17 protein-coding genes are annotated in these 14,308 nt (G+C 70.5%); 7 read left to right on the top strand and 10 right to left on the bottom strand.

Annotated elements, in window-relative coordinates:
• Positions 1–2 precede the first annotated feature (2 nt).
• The gene (locus BLS56_RS08335; RefSeq protein WP_091449398.1) at positions 3–1,142 is read left to right on the top strand and encodes an adenylate/guanylate cyclase domain-containing protein; all 1,140 of its coding nucleotides are present in this window, start codon (positions 3–5) and stop codon (positions 1,140–1,142) included.
• A 127-nt stretch (positions 1,143–1,269) separates the two neighbouring features.
• Here BLS56_RS08335 and BLS56_RS08330 read toward each other — a convergent pair whose 3' ends face one another.
• From BLS56_RS08330 to BLS56_RS08320, 3 genes are all read right to left on the bottom strand, one after another.
• The gene (locus BLS56_RS08330; RefSeq protein WP_091449397.1) at positions 1,270–2,013 is read right to left on the bottom strand and encodes an alpha/beta fold hydrolase; all 744 of its coding nucleotides are present in this window, start codon (positions 2,011–2,013) and stop codon (positions 1,270–1,272) included.
• A gap of 5 nt (positions 2,014–2,018) precedes the next feature.
• A complete protein-coding gene (locus tag BLS56_RS08325) occupies positions 2,019–2,717 on the bottom strand; it encodes a hypothetical protein (RefSeq protein WP_139190568.1) in 699 nt (232 codons plus the stop codon).
• Positions 2,718–3,030: 313 nt separating this feature from the next.
• Positions 3,031–3,423: a hypothetical protein gene (locus tag BLS56_RS08320; RefSeq protein WP_139190567.1), complete on the bottom strand. Its 393-nt coding sequence runs from the start codon at positions 3,421–3,423 to the stop codon at positions 3,031–3,033.
• A gap of 269 nt (positions 3,424–3,692) precedes the next feature.
• On the opposite strand from BLS56_RS08320, the gene BLS56_RS08315 reads away from it, so the two are divergent.
• A complete protein-coding gene (locus BLS56_RS08315) occupies positions 3,693–4,310 on the top strand; it encodes a GNAT family N-acetyltransferase (protein ID WP_091449394.1) in 618 nt (205 codons plus the stop codon).
• Here BLS56_RS08315 and BLS56_RS08310 read toward each other — a convergent pair.
• The 3 genes from BLS56_RS08310 to BLS56_RS08300 are packed head-to-tail and all read right to left on the bottom strand — an operon-like array spanning position 4,232 to position 5,482.
• Positions 4,232–4,930, bottom strand: a complete 699-nt coding sequence (locus BLS56_RS08310) for an alpha/beta hydrolase (protein WP_091449393.1) — start codon at positions 4,928–4,930, stop codon at positions 4,232–4,234. The genes BLS56_RS08315 and BLS56_RS08310 overlap by 79 nt on opposite strands.
• A gap of 13 nt (positions 4,931–4,943) precedes the next feature.
• Entirely contained in the window at positions 4,944–5,234 is a 291-nt protein-coding gene (locus tag BLS56_RS08305; protein WP_091449392.1) for a hypothetical protein, read from the bottom strand.
• Between the two features lie 44 nt (positions 5,235–5,278).
• A complete protein-coding gene (locus BLS56_RS08300) occupies positions 5,279–5,482 on the bottom strand; it encodes a hypothetical protein (RefSeq protein WP_091449391.1) in 204 nt (67 codons plus the stop codon).
• 24 nt (positions 5,483–5,506) lie between these two features.
• On the opposite strand from BLS56_RS08300, the gene BLS56_RS08295 reads away from it, so the two are divergent.
• From BLS56_RS08295 to cobS, 3 genes are read left to right on the top strand one after another with little or no spacing between them, the layout of a single operon-like run.
• Positions 5,507–6,043 carry a bifunctional adenosylcobinamide kinase/adenosylcobinamide-phosphate guanylyltransferase gene (locus BLS56_RS08295; protein ID WP_091449390.1) on the top strand — a complete coding sequence of 179 codons (537 nt, stop codon included), beginning with the start codon at positions 5,507–5,509 and terminating at the stop codon, positions 6,041–6,043.
• A 28-nt stretch (positions 6,044–6,071) separates the two neighbouring features.
• Complete coding sequence (cobT, locus tag BLS56_RS08290; RefSeq protein WP_091449389.1) at positions 6,072–7,151, top strand: nicotinate-nucleotide--dimethylbenzimidazole phosphoribosyltransferase; 1,080 nt, start codon at positions 6,072–6,074, stop codon at positions 7,149–7,151.
• The gene (gene cobS / locus BLS56_RS08285; protein ID WP_091449388.1) at positions 7,151–7,894 is read left to right on the top strand and encodes an adenosylcobinamide-GDP ribazoletransferase; all 744 of its coding nucleotides are present in this window, start codon (positions 7,151–7,153) and stop codon (positions 7,892–7,894) included. The genes cobT and cobS overlap by 1 nt, the downstream gene beginning before the upstream one ends.
• A 131-nt stretch (positions 7,895–8,025) precedes the next feature.
• Here the strand turns inward: cobS and BLS56_RS30500 are convergent, their stop codons facing one another.
• Positions 8,026–8,280 (bottom strand): hypothetical protein, encoded by a 255-nt coding sequence (locus tag BLS56_RS30500; protein ID WP_139190566.1) that lies wholly within the window; start codon positions 8,278–8,280, stop codon positions 8,026–8,028.
• 692 nt (positions 8,281–8,972) lie between these two features.
• On the opposite strand from BLS56_RS30500, the gene BLS56_RS08280 reads away from it, so the two are divergent.
• On the top strand, positions 8,973–9,674 hold the full coding sequence (locus BLS56_RS08280; protein ID WP_175482736.1) for a creatininase family protein: 702 nt from the start codon (positions 8,973–8,975) through the stop codon (positions 9,672–9,674).
• Positions 9,675–9,729: 55 nt separating this feature from the next.
• Here BLS56_RS08280 and BLS56_RS08275 read toward each other — a convergent pair whose 3' ends face one another.
• Complete coding sequence (locus tag BLS56_RS08275; RefSeq protein WP_091449386.1) at positions 9,730–10,830, bottom strand: branched-chain amino acid aminotransferase; 1,101 nt, start codon at positions 10,828–10,830, stop codon at positions 9,730–9,732.
• A gap of 72 nt (positions 10,831–10,902) precedes the next feature.
• Complete coding sequence (locus BLS56_RS08270) at positions 10,903–12,117, bottom strand: hypothetical protein (RefSeq protein ID WP_139190565.1); 1,215 nt, start codon at positions 12,115–12,117, stop codon at positions 10,903–10,905.
• A 175-nt stretch (positions 12,118–12,292) separates the two neighbouring features.
• On the opposite strand from BLS56_RS08270, the gene BLS56_RS08265 reads away from it, so the two are divergent.
• The gene (locus tag BLS56_RS08265) at positions 12,293–13,783 is read left to right on the top strand and encodes a leucyl aminopeptidase (protein WP_091449384.1); all 1,491 of its coding nucleotides are present in this window, start codon (positions 12,293–12,295) and stop codon (positions 13,781–13,783) included.
• Positions 13,784–13,828: 45 nt separating this feature from the next.
• Here the strand turns inward: BLS56_RS08265 and BLS56_RS08260 are convergent, their stop codons facing one another.
• Positions 13,829–14,158 carry an oxidoreductase gene (locus BLS56_RS08260; protein ID WP_091449383.1) on the bottom strand — a complete coding sequence of 110 codons (330 nt, stop codon included), beginning with the start codon at positions 14,156–14,158 and terminating at the stop codon, positions 13,829–13,831.
• Positions 14,159–14,308: the final 150 nt, after the last annotated feature.

The following is a 14,308-nucleotide window of genomic DNA, read 5'->3' as shown; positions in this document are numbered from 1 at the left end:
CCGTGACCGACAAACCCGGGGACCGGCTGGCCGCGACGCAGCGGCGGGTCGAGCAGGTGCTGCTCGGCGGGGAACGCAGGTACACGCGGATCGAGGTGTGCGAGAAGGCGGGTGTGCCGCTGGAACGCGCGATGAGCCTGTGGCGCTCGCTGGGGTTCGCCACGGTCGGCGACGACGCGGTGATGTTCACCGACCGCGACGTGGAAGCGCTGCGGATGACCGACGAGCTCATGTACGCGGGCATCCTCGAACCGGAGATGGCGACCGCCACCGCCCGGATGCTGGGCCAGCACCTGTCCCGGCTCGCCGAGTGGCAGGTCGACCTGCTGCGTGGCGTCCTGGCGGCCAACCCGGAGTTCCTCGCCGACGAACGCCAGATCGGCCGCCTGGTCGAGCGCCTGGTGCCGGACCTGGAGCGGATGCAGAGCTTCGTCTGGCGCAGGCACCTCGCCGCGTACGCGGGCCGGGCGCTGGCCTCATCGGCCGACCTGGAGTCGCGCAGCCAGGTCGTGGGGTTCGCCGACATGGTCGGGTTCACCACCCGGACCCGGCACTCCAACGAGGAAGAGTTGATTTCCCTGGTCGACAAGTTCGAGACGATGACCGCGGAGGTCGTCGCGGAGAACCACGGCCGGATCGTGAAGATGCTCGGCGACGAGGTCCTGTTCGTCGCCGACACCCCCGCCCACGGCGCGGAGATCTCCCTGCGGCTGCTCGAACGCTCCCAGGCGACAGAGGAACTGCCCGAACTGCGCTCCGGCCTGGCCTACGGGCGCGTCCTGAGCCGCTTCGGCGACGTCTACGGCTCGACGGTCAACATCGCCAGCAGGCTCACCTCGGTGGCCCGGCCCGGCACGGTCCTGATCAACAAGGAGCTGGCCACGGCCCTGGAGGACACCGACGAGTACGCCATCCGGCACCGCAGGCCGGTGTCGGTGCGCGGCTACAGCAGGCTGCGGCACGCGGTGCTGCGCCGTTCAGGCGCCGAGCCACCGCGCCTGGTGGACGCCGTGCAGCAGCGCGCGGTCGACCTGCTCGGCCTCGCCCCGGACGACGACGGCGACGAGGGTATGCCCAGCATTTCCCTGCGCCCGGACGACGAGCGGCGCTCCCGGGGGCGCCGCGGCAGGCGCAGGCGCTGACCGTTTCCCCGGTCCGAGCCCCGCTCGGACCGGGGACCGTCGGCGATCCGCTGCGCACTCAGGCGATCACCGCCGAGGTGCACGCGTACGACACCTCCATGCGGACTCGCTGAGGCGTGTTCCGTTGTCAGCGCGCGGTGAGCCAGGGCGTGACAGCCGCGACGAACTCCTCAGGCCGCTCGACCGGCGGCAGGTGCCCTGCCCCGGGCAGCACAGCCAGTTTGCCCGCGGTCAGCTCCGCCAGTTCCTCGGCAAGCTCCACCGGCATCAGCCCGTCGGCCTCGCCGTGCACGACCAGGGCGTCGATGTCCAGGCCGCGCAGGGTCTCCCGGGAGTCGACACGGTCGGCCATGGCCCGCTGGGCCCAGGCCACCGACTCGCGCGGCTGCGCCTCCATCCACTCGCGCACGATCCCGTCGCAAGAGCGGTTGACGAGGATGGTGGGCAGCATCTGGTCTGCCAGCCAAGGTGCGGTTCCCTCCCGCTCGGCGCGCGCGGCCACCGCCAGCCGGTTCGCCTTGGCCTCCGGCACGTCCTCGCGGGCCTTGGTGTCGACCAACAGCACCCCGGACACCCGTTCCGGGGCGGCCCGCAGCACCGCCATCGCCACGTAGCCGCCCATGGAGCAGCCGCCGATCACGGCCCGCTCCAGGCCGAGGTCGTCGAGCAGGCCCACCATGTCGGCGGCGACGGTCTCCAGCGACGGCGGGTCGTCGCCCAGCGGGGAGCGGCCGAAGCCGCGCTGGTCGGGGGTGATCAGGCGGACGTGCGCGGAGAGCCCGTCGCGCACCGGGTCCCACATGCGGGAGTCGAGGCAGAACCCGTGGAACAGGACAAGGGGCGTACCGGAACCGGTGTCGGTGTAGTGCACGAGGCTCATTGTGTCCCGGTGACCCGGCCCGCGCCGACCCGGACCACGGCCTGCTCACCGGCCAGTTCCGCGCGGGCGGGCGGGTTGTCCAGGTAGAACCGCAGGGTGTGCAGCACAACCAACTGGTCGAGGTCGACCGAGCGCATGGACACCGCGCAGGCCAGGTCCTTGCCGAAGCGGGCGGCGGCCTTGCGGGTCCGCTCATCCACCACGCCGGGCTCGCGGCAGACCACGCCGAGGTAGTTGCGGGTCGGCGCGGTGCGGGCGCGGCCCATCCGCAGCGCCAGCGGCCGGATCTCGATGATCGATGTCCACGGCAGCCGCACGACGGGCCGCAGCCAGTTCAGCACCACGTGGTCGGGGGTCAGCACGATGCCGACCGCCCGGGGCTTGCGGCGCAGCGCGAAGCCGCCCGCCGCCAGCAGCAGCACGCCCAGCAGTCCGAGCACCACCCCGCCGACCGCGCCGATGACCGACTCGCCCGCGATCAGCAGTCCACCCAGGACAGCGAAGCAGGCGCCGACCACGATCAGCAGCACCCCGGCCGCGACGGTCGTCGGTCGGGAGGGAAGCAGCAGACCCGGGGCGCCGTCGGCGTCGACGATCCGCGCGGAGCCGGTGGGCGTCTTGCCCGCGTTCGGGGCGCCGTCGGGGGTGCGCCAGGGCTGCGGACACGGAAGTGGTGGGGCGGCGGCGTTGTCCATGTGGACCATGGAAGCGCACCGGGTGCCGGGGCCGCCAGCCACCGCCCGGCGGAAGTGCGACCCGTCTCACGGCGACGGCGAGGCCAGGTTCATCCGAGACGGCGGCGTGGTGCCGCTGTCAGCGCGACTGGGCCAGTCATGAGGCACCTCCCCGAGCGCGGGATCTCCGTACGGCCGAGTCTTGAACGATAATGAGGCGTCGACCACGGCGAGCAGCGCCGAGCGGTGGGGATGCGCCGCTTTACGACTCCATTTCCGCACGCCAGTGGCCTTGATCCCGCCCGGTCCCGCGAAGGCTTCAGCGTCGTTCACCTCATGTCGAGAATCTTTCCTGTTGCTCAAGGAAGATCTTGTCGCCGTAGGCCTGCCGGACTTCGCCATCCAGCGCCGCGTTCTTCTCGGCTACTCCGACCACAACTCGGTTGTGGACCGGGTCCAATCCCCAGGACAACGGTGAACCGCCGAGACGTTCCGTCCAGTGCGGGCTTTCTACGAACTCGCGCATGGTCTCCCGCAATTCCGCCGTGCTGTGCGGGACCCGGTGCACGACCAGGCCCATGTCCCCACCTTGGACCACAAGCCCCGCGATCATGTTCAAAGCACTCTGGGGAGCGTGCGCCGCGACGTTGACATGGTAGACATTGCCAGCTTCGACATAGTAGACCCCCGCATAAGCGCTTGGATCTGACTCGACCAGTGTTGACACCTGAGCCAAGGACACCGTTCCCCGATACTCCGCGACCACATTCCCGCCGTCACCAGAGTCAGCCACGGGAGCCCCGCACGACGACATAAGAAGACCAAGAAACACAACCATGAATACTCGAGGCACCCGCATTGCTACTCACCACACAACCCCCAGAAATGCGATGAAGATCAAACTTTGCCGCATTTTACCATTGATCGAGCGAACCGCCTCACGTTTCTTCAAGGCGGGGGACTTTATGGTGACGAACTATGGTACACCACCAATGAATGACACCTATCACTCCAGCCCAGGTCTGGTCGAAACCCCGAATTCGAGACTTCATCGACCAGCACCAGGACGCGTTCGGCGGGCTGTACGTGAACGAGGACTCGCGCGTACCGCACGTCAACACGATCACTTCCGGCACTAACCGGTCAGCGTCTCGGCAAATGCGCACCGGGATGACCGTGGTCGGTGGTCCCGGCGACGCGGCGGCCGAGACGTGGACGATCGAAACCCACGAGGTGCGCCACAGCATGGCGGACCTGCGGGCAGTCATGACTGTCGGTCTCGGCGGTGTGCGGCACAACGACTTCGCGGGCGAGCGCCACCTGAACCTCTACTACTGCTTCCGGCCGTCCGTCTGGGGGCGGGGCTACGCGCCGGAGATGGCTCGCGCGGCGATGGCGTGGGCAGCGCAGGCGCTGCCGGGCATGGCGGTGCGGATCGTCACCACCGCCGAGAACGCGGCCGCTTGCCGGGTCGCGGAGAAGTTGGGGTTCATCCAGATCCGGCAAGCGGCTGACGCGGGACCGTGGACGCGGATCTACCAGTGGCGCGGCAGCGGAGTCGGAACCTCGGGCGCGACGAACGCGACAAGCGAGTCCAGCACCTCTTCCGCGTAACCGAGGAACAGGTGGCGCGCGCCGGGGAACTCGATCACCTCGGCCTGCGGAACGGCGGCGAACCGCGTCCGCGCCTCGGCGGGGCGCAGGTAGTCGTCCAGTTCGGGCACCAGGCACCGCATCGGCGTGCCCGCGTCGGCCCAGGCGGCCAGGTGCGCGGGCTCGGCGCGGCGCAGCGGCGGGGCCATCAGGAACACGCCGCGCACCCTGGGGTCGAGGGCGTGCATCAGGGCCAGGTCGGTGCCGAACGACCAGCCCGCCACCCACAGCGGCGCCAAATCGGCCACATGGTCGAGCGCGGCGGCGACGTCGGCGCGTTCTCCGACGCCGTGTTCGTGCGTGCCCTCGCTGGCCCCGGACTCGCTGGCCGTGCCGCGCGTGTTGAACCGCACCGTCGCCAGCCCGGCCAGCGCGGGCAGGCGGCAGGCGGCCTTGGCGATGAGGTGGTTGTCCATCGAGCCGCCGCCGAGCGGGTTCGGGTGCAGCAGGACGACGACGGCGCGCGGCTCCCCGTCGGGCGGGAGGGCGAGTTCGCCCGCGAGGCGCAAGTCGTCCGCCGTGCGCAGGGTGACAGCCTCCCGGCGGGCGGGGAGCACGGTGTCTGGGCCGATGCGGGTCACGGCGCTGATCCTTTCACCTGCGCCGGGTGGGGCGGCGGCGGGAACGCGCCGACCAGCAGCCGGGATGCCAGTGCCTGCGGTCCTCGACCGAGCCGTAGTCCTCGGCGGGCCAGACCACCACATGCGGGGTGCCGGGGCGGATCTCGTGGTCGCAGCCGGGACAGCGGTAGAACTTCGTCGCCTGCGCGCCGGGGATGTGCCGCACGAGCCAGTCGCCGTCGTGCCCGGACTCCTGGCGCTGGTCGGCCACGCCGCCGCCGAGGGGTCGCGGCTCGTCGCGCTTGGGGCGGTTGTGGCGTGGCACGGCTGTGCAGGTTAACGGTGCGGCGGCGAACTGTGATTCGCGTCCTACTGGGCGGGAGGGTCCAGGCTCATCGGGCCGTAGACCTCGGTGTCCCCGTCGAGCAGGACGACTTGGCGCACGCCGTCGGCGAGCAGGTCGGGCCAGGTCGCGCTGAACCACTCCTCGGCCTCGTCCTGGTCGTCGAAGGCCATCTCAGGGCCGTCGACCGGGGCGCCGGACTCGTCTTCGTACCGCCAGCGGTAGCTCACCGGGCCACGGTAACGTGCCGCGCCGTGAACAGGACGCTGGTGCTCGGCGGGGCGCGCTCGGGCAAGTCCGCGCACGCCGAGGGGCTGCTGCCGGACGGTCCGGCGACCTATCTCGCCACCGCCCGCCGGGTCTCCGGCGACGCCGACTGGGACGCGCGCATCGCCGAGCACGTCGCCCGGCGGCCCGCGGTGTGGCGCACGGTGGAGACCCCGGACACCGACACGGTCGTCGCCGCGCTGCGCGCCGGGGCGGACGTCCCGATCCTGCTGGACGACTTGGCGACCTGGCTTACCGGCGCGCTGGACGACGCGGGCGCGTGGGACGGCGGCCGCGCGGAACTGGCCGCGGCGCGCGCCGAGCGTGACCGGCTGGTCACCGCCGTGGCGGACTGCCGGGCGCCGCTGGTGCTGGTGTCCGCGGAGGTCGGCCTGGGTGTGGTCCCCGCGACCCGCTCTGGCAGGCTCTTTCGCGACGAGCTTGGCGCGGTCAACGCGTCCGTGGCCGAGGTCTGCACAGACGTGCTGCTCCTGGTCGCTGGCCTGCCGCTGCGCCTGAAGTGACCGATGTGACCCACCCTGGAGGTACCCCGTGAGCTTCCCGCACGTCCCGGCCCCGGACGCGGCAGTGCGGCGGGAGGCCGTCGCGCGGCACGGTCAGCTGACCAAGCCGCTGGGTGCGCTCGGGCGGCTCGAAGAGTTGGGGGTGTGGGTGGCGGCCTGCCAGGGTCAGTGCCCGCCCAAGCCGTTCGCCCGGCCCCGGGTCGTGGTGTTCGCGGGCGACCACGGCGTGGCGCGCAACGGGGTGTCGGCGTACCCGAGCGAGGTCACCGCGCAGATGGTCGGCAACTTCCTGACCGGCGGCGCGGCGATCAACGTCCTGGCCGCGACGGCGGGCGCCACGGTGCGGGTGGTGGACATGGCCGTCGACACGGGCGCGGAAAGCGGGATGCCTGAGCAGGTCACCGCGCACAAGGTGCGCCGCTCGTCCGGCTCCATCGACCGGGAAGACGCGCTTACCGACGACGAGGTGAACGCCGCTATCGCCGCCGGACGCGCCATCGCCGACGAGGAGGTCGACGCGGGCGCCGACCTGCTCATCGCGGGCGACATGGGCATCGGCAACACCACCCCGGCATCGGTGCTGATCGCGGCCCTGTCCGGCGCGGAGCCGGTGGCCGTCGTCGGCCGCGGCACCGGCATCGACGACGCGGGCTGGATGCGCAAGGCCGCCGCCATCCGCGACGGCCTGCGCCGCGCGCGCAAGGTGAGCGGCGACCCGGTGGCGCTGCTGCGCACCTCGGCTGGCGCGGACATCGCGGCGATGGCGGCGTTCCTGGCCCAGGCCGCGGTCCGCCGCACCCCGGTCATCCTCGACGGCCTGGTCTCCGGCGCGGCGGCCCTGGTCGCCGAGGAACTGGCCCCGGGCGCGGCGAAGTGGTGGGTGGCCGGGCACAAGTCGGTCGAGCCCGCGCACGCGCTCGTGCTGGAGCAGTTGGACCTCACCCCGATCCTGGACCTCGACCTGCGGCTGGGCGAGGGCACCGGCGCGGTCGCCGCCCTGCCCCTGCTCACCATGGCCACCCGCGTGCTGGCCGAGATGGCGACGTTCGCCGACGCCGGGGTCAGCGGCCGCGAAGCCCCCCTCCCCGGCGACGACCCCGAGGCGTAGTGCACGGGTTCCGCCTGGCGCTGTCCTGGCTCACGGTCCTGCCCCTGCACACCGACCGCGTCGACAGCCGCACGAGCCGCACGGCCATCGCGGTCGCCCCGGCCGTGGGCCTGCTGCTGGGTTTGGCGGCCGTGGCCCTGCTGCACGGCGCCCACTGGCTGGTGATGCCCCCGCTGCTCGCGGGCCTGCTCACCGTCGGCTTCCTGGCGCTGGCCACCCGAGGAATGCACCTCGACGGCCTGGCCGACACCGCGGACGGCCTGGGCTGCTACGGCCCACCGGAACGAGCCCTGTCGGTCATGCGCGACGGCGGCGCTGGCCCGTTCGGCGTCGTGACGCTGATCGTCGTGCTGGGCGTCCAGGCGGTGGCACTGTCCACACTGGTCCCCCACCGCTGGGGCGCGGTCGTCCTCGCGATCGCGGCGGGCCGAGCCGCTTTCACCGCCTGCTGCGTGCGCGGCATTCCGGCCGCGCGGCCGGAGGGGCTGGGCGCGCTGGTCGCGGGCTCACAGCCGCGCTGGGTGCCAGTGAGCTGGCTCGCGGCCCTGGTCGCGGTGTCCACTGTGGTCGTCCCGGGCAGCCTGTGGCTGGGGCCTGTGGCCGTGCTCCTGGCAGCGGCGGCGGTCGCCCTTCTCCTGCGCCACACCCGAAAGCGCTTCGGCGGCATCACCGGCGACGTCCTGGGCGCTGCCTGCGAGCTGACGACCGCGATAGTCCTGACTGTGTGCGCACTCTTGCCATAGCCCGCTCTGAACTGAGTCTCGACATGGGCCTGCTCCGCACACCCACCGGCTGACCATGCCCCACTATCGGCAAACTCGCCATGGGCCGCACGAACAAGTTCCGAGTTTCGCTACGTGCTACAGAGACAATCCTATGCGATTTCCACGATCAATGGAAAGTTCATCTCGTATCCGCGCAGTCCACCTATAGAGTCCAAGCTGACCACTTTACCTGACCGACGGCCCTCAGCCAGCGGCCAAATTTTCAAAGTAAAATCATCGACATTATCAAGGGTAGTCGCTCGAAAATCGCCACAATCCGCCTCAGTCCCCATGATATCGAAGACGACGTTGAGCACCCTGAAAATAATTCGGTACGCAACGAGTTCTTTTCCTCCCATCGTCACAGTGGGACCCCATGCGCACCTCCCCAAGATGGATTCGACCATGCTCCAAACTTCTTGTAACCGACGTGGAACCGATACGGACACAACTGTTCAACGGGGGAGCCTGGCCGCGAAAGAATGTCCGCACCACACTCGCAGGGATCGGATCATCAGCATTTATTCTGCCTAATACAACCGCCGTCTTGAATGCCCACGAGGCGAGCATCCGGTAGGAATTCACCGGTATAGCGACATCCTCTTCCTCACTGTCGAAGATTGTAGCCAAAGTCGGCCTGACACCCGATTCCAGGCGTGACATCCAGCCCAGGTTGCAACTCTTGCAGACTCCACCGATCGTTTTACCGAACGGGTTCCCTTCTTGCCATCGCTTAGGACGCCCGTCGCGATAAATAACCTCCCGCGCCCCCATTCCAGGATAGTGATGAGTCTTCATCCACTTCCCGAAAATATGCTCCTTGGTCATAGATCCGCCCGTTCCACAGAACAGACAAACATTGGCTCGACTACTACTTGGCATAGCAGAACCATACTCCTCGACCGCGCAGCGCGGGCACCGAATTCGGCAACAGGCCCAGGGCGACTTGAGACGGCCGCCTGGGACTCTTGAATCCGTGGAGGCACAGGAAGAGCCGCAGCAGACCAGCAGGCTGGTAGCATTCCTGCGGCCCTGAAAACGATGAACGAAGGTGTTTATGTTCACCCGTGCGACGTCGAAGGAAGAAGCAATTCGCGGGGCCGCAGTGGCGGTTCTTCCGGTTGGCAGTTTCGAGCAGCACGGCGCGCATTTGCCGTTGGCAACGGACACGATTGTCGCCGAGGTGATTTCGGAGCGATTGGCGGCAAATTATGGCTTGTTCAGATTACCGCCTCTTACCATGTCGTGTTCGCATGAGCATGAGGGGTTCGTCGGGACGGTCAGTATCAGTGCGGCGACGCTCAATGCCGTGATTTCCGATATTCGGGCTTCGCTGCGGCGGTCGGGGATCTCGAAGTTGGTTCTGGTGAACGGGCACGGGGGCAACTACGTGTTGTCCAACATCGCGCAGGAGGCCAACGTGTCCGGACGGTCGGTGGCGTTGTTTCCCGGGCGGGCGGATGTGCGGGTGGCACGAGACGCTGCCCGCATGGTGACCACGGCTGAGGAAGACATGCACGGCGGTGAGTGGGAGACGTCCCTGTTGTTGCACGCTTGTCCGGAGGTTGTGCGGCCCGAGTATCGGACGGCGGATTTCGAGGCCACAGAGCGGCCGCATCTGCATCTGGTGGGGATAAGCGGCTACACGGAGTCGGGAATCATTGGCAAGCCGTCGTTGGCGACGGCGGAGAAGGGGCGGCTCGCGTTGGAGTCGCTTGCTGTCTCGTTCGGTCCGTTGTTGCGGGCGGTTGAGGGGTGAAAGACGCGGAAAGGCGCGCCCGGGGTCGCGGGGCGCGCCTTTCGTCGGTTGAGGGTCAGTGGAGGGTGGTCATCCAGCCTCGGGTGTCGTGGGTTCCGCCGCGCTGGATGGTGGTCAGCGTCTCGCGGAGTTGGGTGGTGACCGGGCCGGTGGCGCCGCCGCTGATGGCGAAGGTTCCGTCGGCGTGTTTGACGTGGCCGACGGGGGTGATCACCGCCGCGGTGCCGCAGGCGAAGACCTCGGTGAGTTCGCCGGTCTCGGCCTTCTTCTCCCATTCCTCTGTGGAGAAGCGCCGTTCCTCGACGCCGTAGCCCAGGTCGGCGGCGAGGGTCAGCAGCGAGTCGCGGGTGATGCCGGGCAGCAAGGAGCCGGACAGCTCCGGGGTCACCACCCGGGCGTCCGCGCCGGAGCCGAGGACGAAGAACAGGTTCATCCCGCCCATTTCCTCGACCCAGCGCCGCTCCACCGCGTCGAGCCAGACGACCTGGTCGCAGCCCTGCGCTGCGGCCTGGGCCTGGGCGACCAGGGACGCGGCGTAGTTGCCAGCGAACTTCGCCGCGCCGGTGCCGCCGGGGGCGGCGCGCACGTACTCGGTAGACAGCCACACCGTGACCGGCTTGAGGCCGCCGGGGAAGTACGCGCCAGCCGGGGACGCGATCAGCAGGTAGAGGTACTCCCCCGCCGGGCGCACGCCCAGCCCTGCCTCGGTGGCGATCATGAAGGGGCGCAGGTACAGCGACTCCTCAGCCTGCTCGGGCACCCAGCGGGAGTCGACGTCGAGCAGTTCGCGCAGCGACCGCAGGAACAGCTCGTCGGGCAGCTCGGGCATGGCGATGCGGCGGGCGGAGACGCGGAACCGCGCGGCGTTGGCCTCGGGCCGGAAGGAGGCGATCGAGCCATCCGGCTGCCGGTAGGCCTTGAGCCCCTCGAAGATGGCCTGCCCGTAGTGCAGGACCATCGCGGAGGGGTCCAGAGTGATCGAGCGGTACGGCTCGACCTTGGCGTCGTGCCAACCTTGCTCTCGGGAGTAGCGGATCGTCACCATGTGGTCGGTGAAGTGCTGCCCGAAGCCTGGCTTGGCCAGTACCTCCGCAACCCGCTCCGGGGTCGCCGGCTGGGGGTTGGGGGTCCGTGTGAACGGCAACATAGGCGTCATGCGCAAACGGTAGCCGTTGTTCTGCCGCCAGAAAATCGGTATCCCGAGGATCGGACGACCGACTACCTGCAGTTACCCGGGCGTGGCGGTCCGCGCCCGGCGCGCCGACAGGGTGCTCGCGGCGGCGCCGAGGACGAGGACGCCGGCCGCGCTCGCCAGCGTGGTCACCGAGATGTTCACCCCGACGACCACGCACAGCGCCAGCCCGCAGCAGCCGGTCCGGACCCAGGTCGAGCGCTGCGCGCGGGCCAGCGTGCGCGCGGCGGCGTTGACGAACGCGAAAGCGCCCAGGGTCAGCGCGGCGGCGGCGGCGAGCGCGGGCACGGGGGCCACCGTCGCCGCGACGCCCGCCGCCGCGGCCCCGGGCAGCAGCGTCCGGTAGGCCGCGCGGTAGGCACTGGGGACCGCGGGCAAGTCGCCCGCGGCGGACATGTCGTCGACGAGCCGGGCGGCGCCGCCGATGAGGCCGCGCAGGGCCAGGACGGCGCCCACCGCGAGCCCGACCGTCACCAGCGGGTCGAGGGCGGCCCCGTCGGCTGCGGCCAGCGCGTCGCGCAGCGGGGTCGGCGAGAAGGCGAGCCGAGCGCCGCCGAGTTGGCGCAGCGCCGCGAACGCGAGCAGCAGGTAGGCCAGGGCGAGGCCGCCGACGGCCACCGCGCCGACCCGCGCCCGCCCGCCGCCCGCGCGCTCGACGCCGAGGAACCCGAAGAACAGCACGCCCGCCGCGGTCAGGACGCCGGTCGGGTCGGTCGAGCCGACGGCCCCCGGCTCGGGAGCGGTGACCTGCCGCACGGGGTCGATGGCCAGGCAGGCCGCCACGACGAGCGCGACGGTGAGGATAATCACAAAGGCGGCACTGGTGACCACTGCGGGCGACGGGCGCACGCCCGCGATGACGGCCGCCGTGACCACCGCGACCAGGCCCATGGCGGCGACACCGGGCCGCGCCGGGAGCAGGTAGGCGCCCACCGCGCCCGCGACCGCCGCGGCCGCGGCCACCCGCCCGGTTAGTTCGAGCACCCCGGCGAGCCGTCCCGGCACGATTCCCAGGCGTGCTTTGACATGCGCGTAGGAGCCGTCCACACCAGACTGTCTGACGAGATCGGCGAACGACGCCGCGGTCAGCAGGGCCACCAGCCCGGCGAGCGCGAGCGCGGCCAGCGACCACCAGCCCGCTGCCGCCGCGGCGGGACCGATCGCCAGCGGGGCCCCGGCCCCGAGCGACGCGGCGATCGCGGCGGGCACCTTAGCCCAGCGCCCCGACGCCGCCTGTCCCATCGCTGTCACGGGCACGACCGTGCCAGATCGCCGGGGAAATCTCCATCCGGCCGCTGGTTGAAAGTCGTTCCCAACTCGTTACCATGCGTCCACACCTGGCCGTGAGACCCGCCCTGACCAGGTCCCAGGGGCCCACGAGGACCCCCGGTCGGGTCATCCGAGCGAATTACCGAGGAGCACATCTGTGACCGCCCCCAAGCTGGCTCTGGCCACCACGCCGGTAGCCGAGGCATCCGTCGACGCCATCGTGATCGGCACCGTCCACACTGGCGCGGGTCTCGCGCTGGCGCCCGGCGGCGAGCAGGTGGACGCGGCCTTCGGGGGCAAGCTTGTCGAGGTGCTGGGCGCGCTCGGCGCGACCGGCAAGGCCGACGAGATCGTCAAGCTGCCCACGCTCGGCGCGCTGAAGGCGGCCGTGGTCGTCGCCGCGGGACTGGGCAAGGCCGACGACGGCGTCACCGCGGAGCAGGTGCGCCGCGCGTCCGGCGCGGCGGCACGGGCGCTGGGGAAGACCAAGCACGCCGCGACCACGCTGTCCAGTGTGGACTTGCAGGCCGCGGTCGAGGGGACGCTGCTCGGCGCGTATTCCTTCACCGGCTACAAGTCCGACGCGCCCGCGCCGGAACTGGCCAAAGTGGACCTCGCCGCGCCCGATGAGGGCACCGGCAAGGAGCACCGCGCGACCATCAAGGCGGCCACCGCGATCGCCGAGGCCGTCACGACCGCCCGCGACTTCGTCAACACCCCGCCCAACGACCTGTACCCGGCCTCGTTCGCCGAGAAGGCCGCCGCGCTGGCCAAGGCCGTCGGCGTCGAGGTGGAGGTGCTTGACGAGAAGGCCCTGCGCAAGGCGGGCTTCGGCGGCGTCCTCGGCGTCGGCGGCGGCTCCGTCCGCCAGCCCCGCCTGGTCCGCATGTCCTACCAGGGCCCCAAGGCGCGCAAGAAGATCGCGCTCGTCGGCAAGGGCATCACCTTCGACACCGGCGGCATCTCCATCAAGCCAGCGGCGAACATGGAGCAGATGACCTCCGACATGAGCGGCGCGGCTGCCGTGGTCGCCAGCGTCGTGCTGGCCGCGAAGCTCAAGTACCCGCTGGAGATCATCGCCACAGTCCCGATGGCGGAGAACATGCCCTCCGGAGCCGCCTACCGCCCCGGCGACGTGCTGACGATGTACGGCGGCAAGACCGTCGAGGTCCTCAACACCGACGCCGAGGGGCGGCTGATCCTGGCCGACGCCATCGTGCGGGCCTGCGAGGACGCGCCGGACTACCTGGTGGAGATCTCGACGCTGACCGGGGCGCAGGTCGTCGCCCTGGGCAACCGCACCTCGGGGATCATGGGGTCCGACGAGTTCCGCGACCGGGTCGCGGGGATCGCCCAGGCCACCGGCGAGGGCGGCTGGGCGATGCCGCTGCCGGAGGAGTTGCGGGCCGATCTCGACTCCCGGCTGGCGGATCTCTCCAACGTCACCGGGCACCGCTGGGGCGGGATGCTCGCCGCGGGCCTGTTCCTGCGCGAGTTCGTCGCCGAGGGCGTGCCGTGGGCGCATCTGGACATCGCCGGGCCCTCGTTCAACACCGGCGCGCCCTGGGGCTACACCGGCAAGGGCGGCACCGGCCTGCCGGTGCGGACCGTCGCCGCGCTCCTGGCAGACATCGCCGCCAACGGCTGAGACGACGCGGCGGCCTCCCGGCGGGGAGGCCGCCGCGCGGCGCGCTCAGCCCTGGCCTTCGCGCTTCTGCCGGGCCATGTACTCGCGCATCCGCTTCGGGTAGCCCACGCGGGCGACCTCGTAGACCGGGATCGAGCGCTTCTTGCCGAACTCCAACGCCGCGTCGTGGTCGGCGATGCGGCGGCGGGTCCACTCGCCGTCATGGGCTACCAGGACGATGGTCGTGTCCGTCACGTTCGTGCGTGGCTCGACGTAGGCCTCGACACCGTGTCTGGAGCCGGCCCACTCGTCCAGGTGTGCCGTGTCCTGCTTGCTCGCGCCGCGAAGCACGCCAGGCTGCTTGCGCTTCCTGCGCAGCGAGTCGAAAACACCCACGTCCGCCCACCTCCGATAACGGTCCGCGACCTCAACGGGCCCCCTGTCGGCTCCAGTGTCCTCCGACCTCGATCGAGGTACTCGCGGGTAACCCGATCAGAGCACCAGGACACACCAGCCACCTCGCAAGCGTGCCTCACGTAGTGACAA

The sequence above is a fragment of the Actinokineospora iranica genome, from assembly GCF_900101685.1.
Taxonomy (GTDB): domain Bacteria; phylum Actinomycetota; class Actinomycetes; order Mycobacteriales; family Pseudonocardiaceae; genus Actinokineospora; species Actinokineospora iranica.
The sequence above is the reverse complement of the archived record's forward strand: the minus strand, read 5'-3'. Positions and strand labels throughout refer to the sequence as shown.

What these genes read in the sequence shown, in the direction of transcription:
- BLS56_RS08280 (WP_175482736.1), top strand. Translation starts at nt 8,973, where the DNA reads ATGTTCACCCGTGCGACGTCGAAGGAAGAAGCAATTCGCGGGGCCGCA.
- BLS56_RS08275 (WP_091449386.1), bottom strand. Translation starts at nt 10,830, where the DNA reads ATGACGCCTATGTTGCCGTTCACACGGACCCCCAACCCCCAGCCGGCG.
- BLS56_RS08325 (WP_139190568.1), bottom strand. Translation starts at nt 2,717, where the DNA reads ATGGACAACGCCGCCGCCCCACCACTTCCGTGTCCGCAGCCCTGGCGC.
- BLS56_RS08315 (WP_091449394.1), top strand. Translation starts at nt 3,693, where the DNA reads ATGACACCTATCACTCCAGCCCAGGTCTGGTCGAAACCCCGAATTCGA.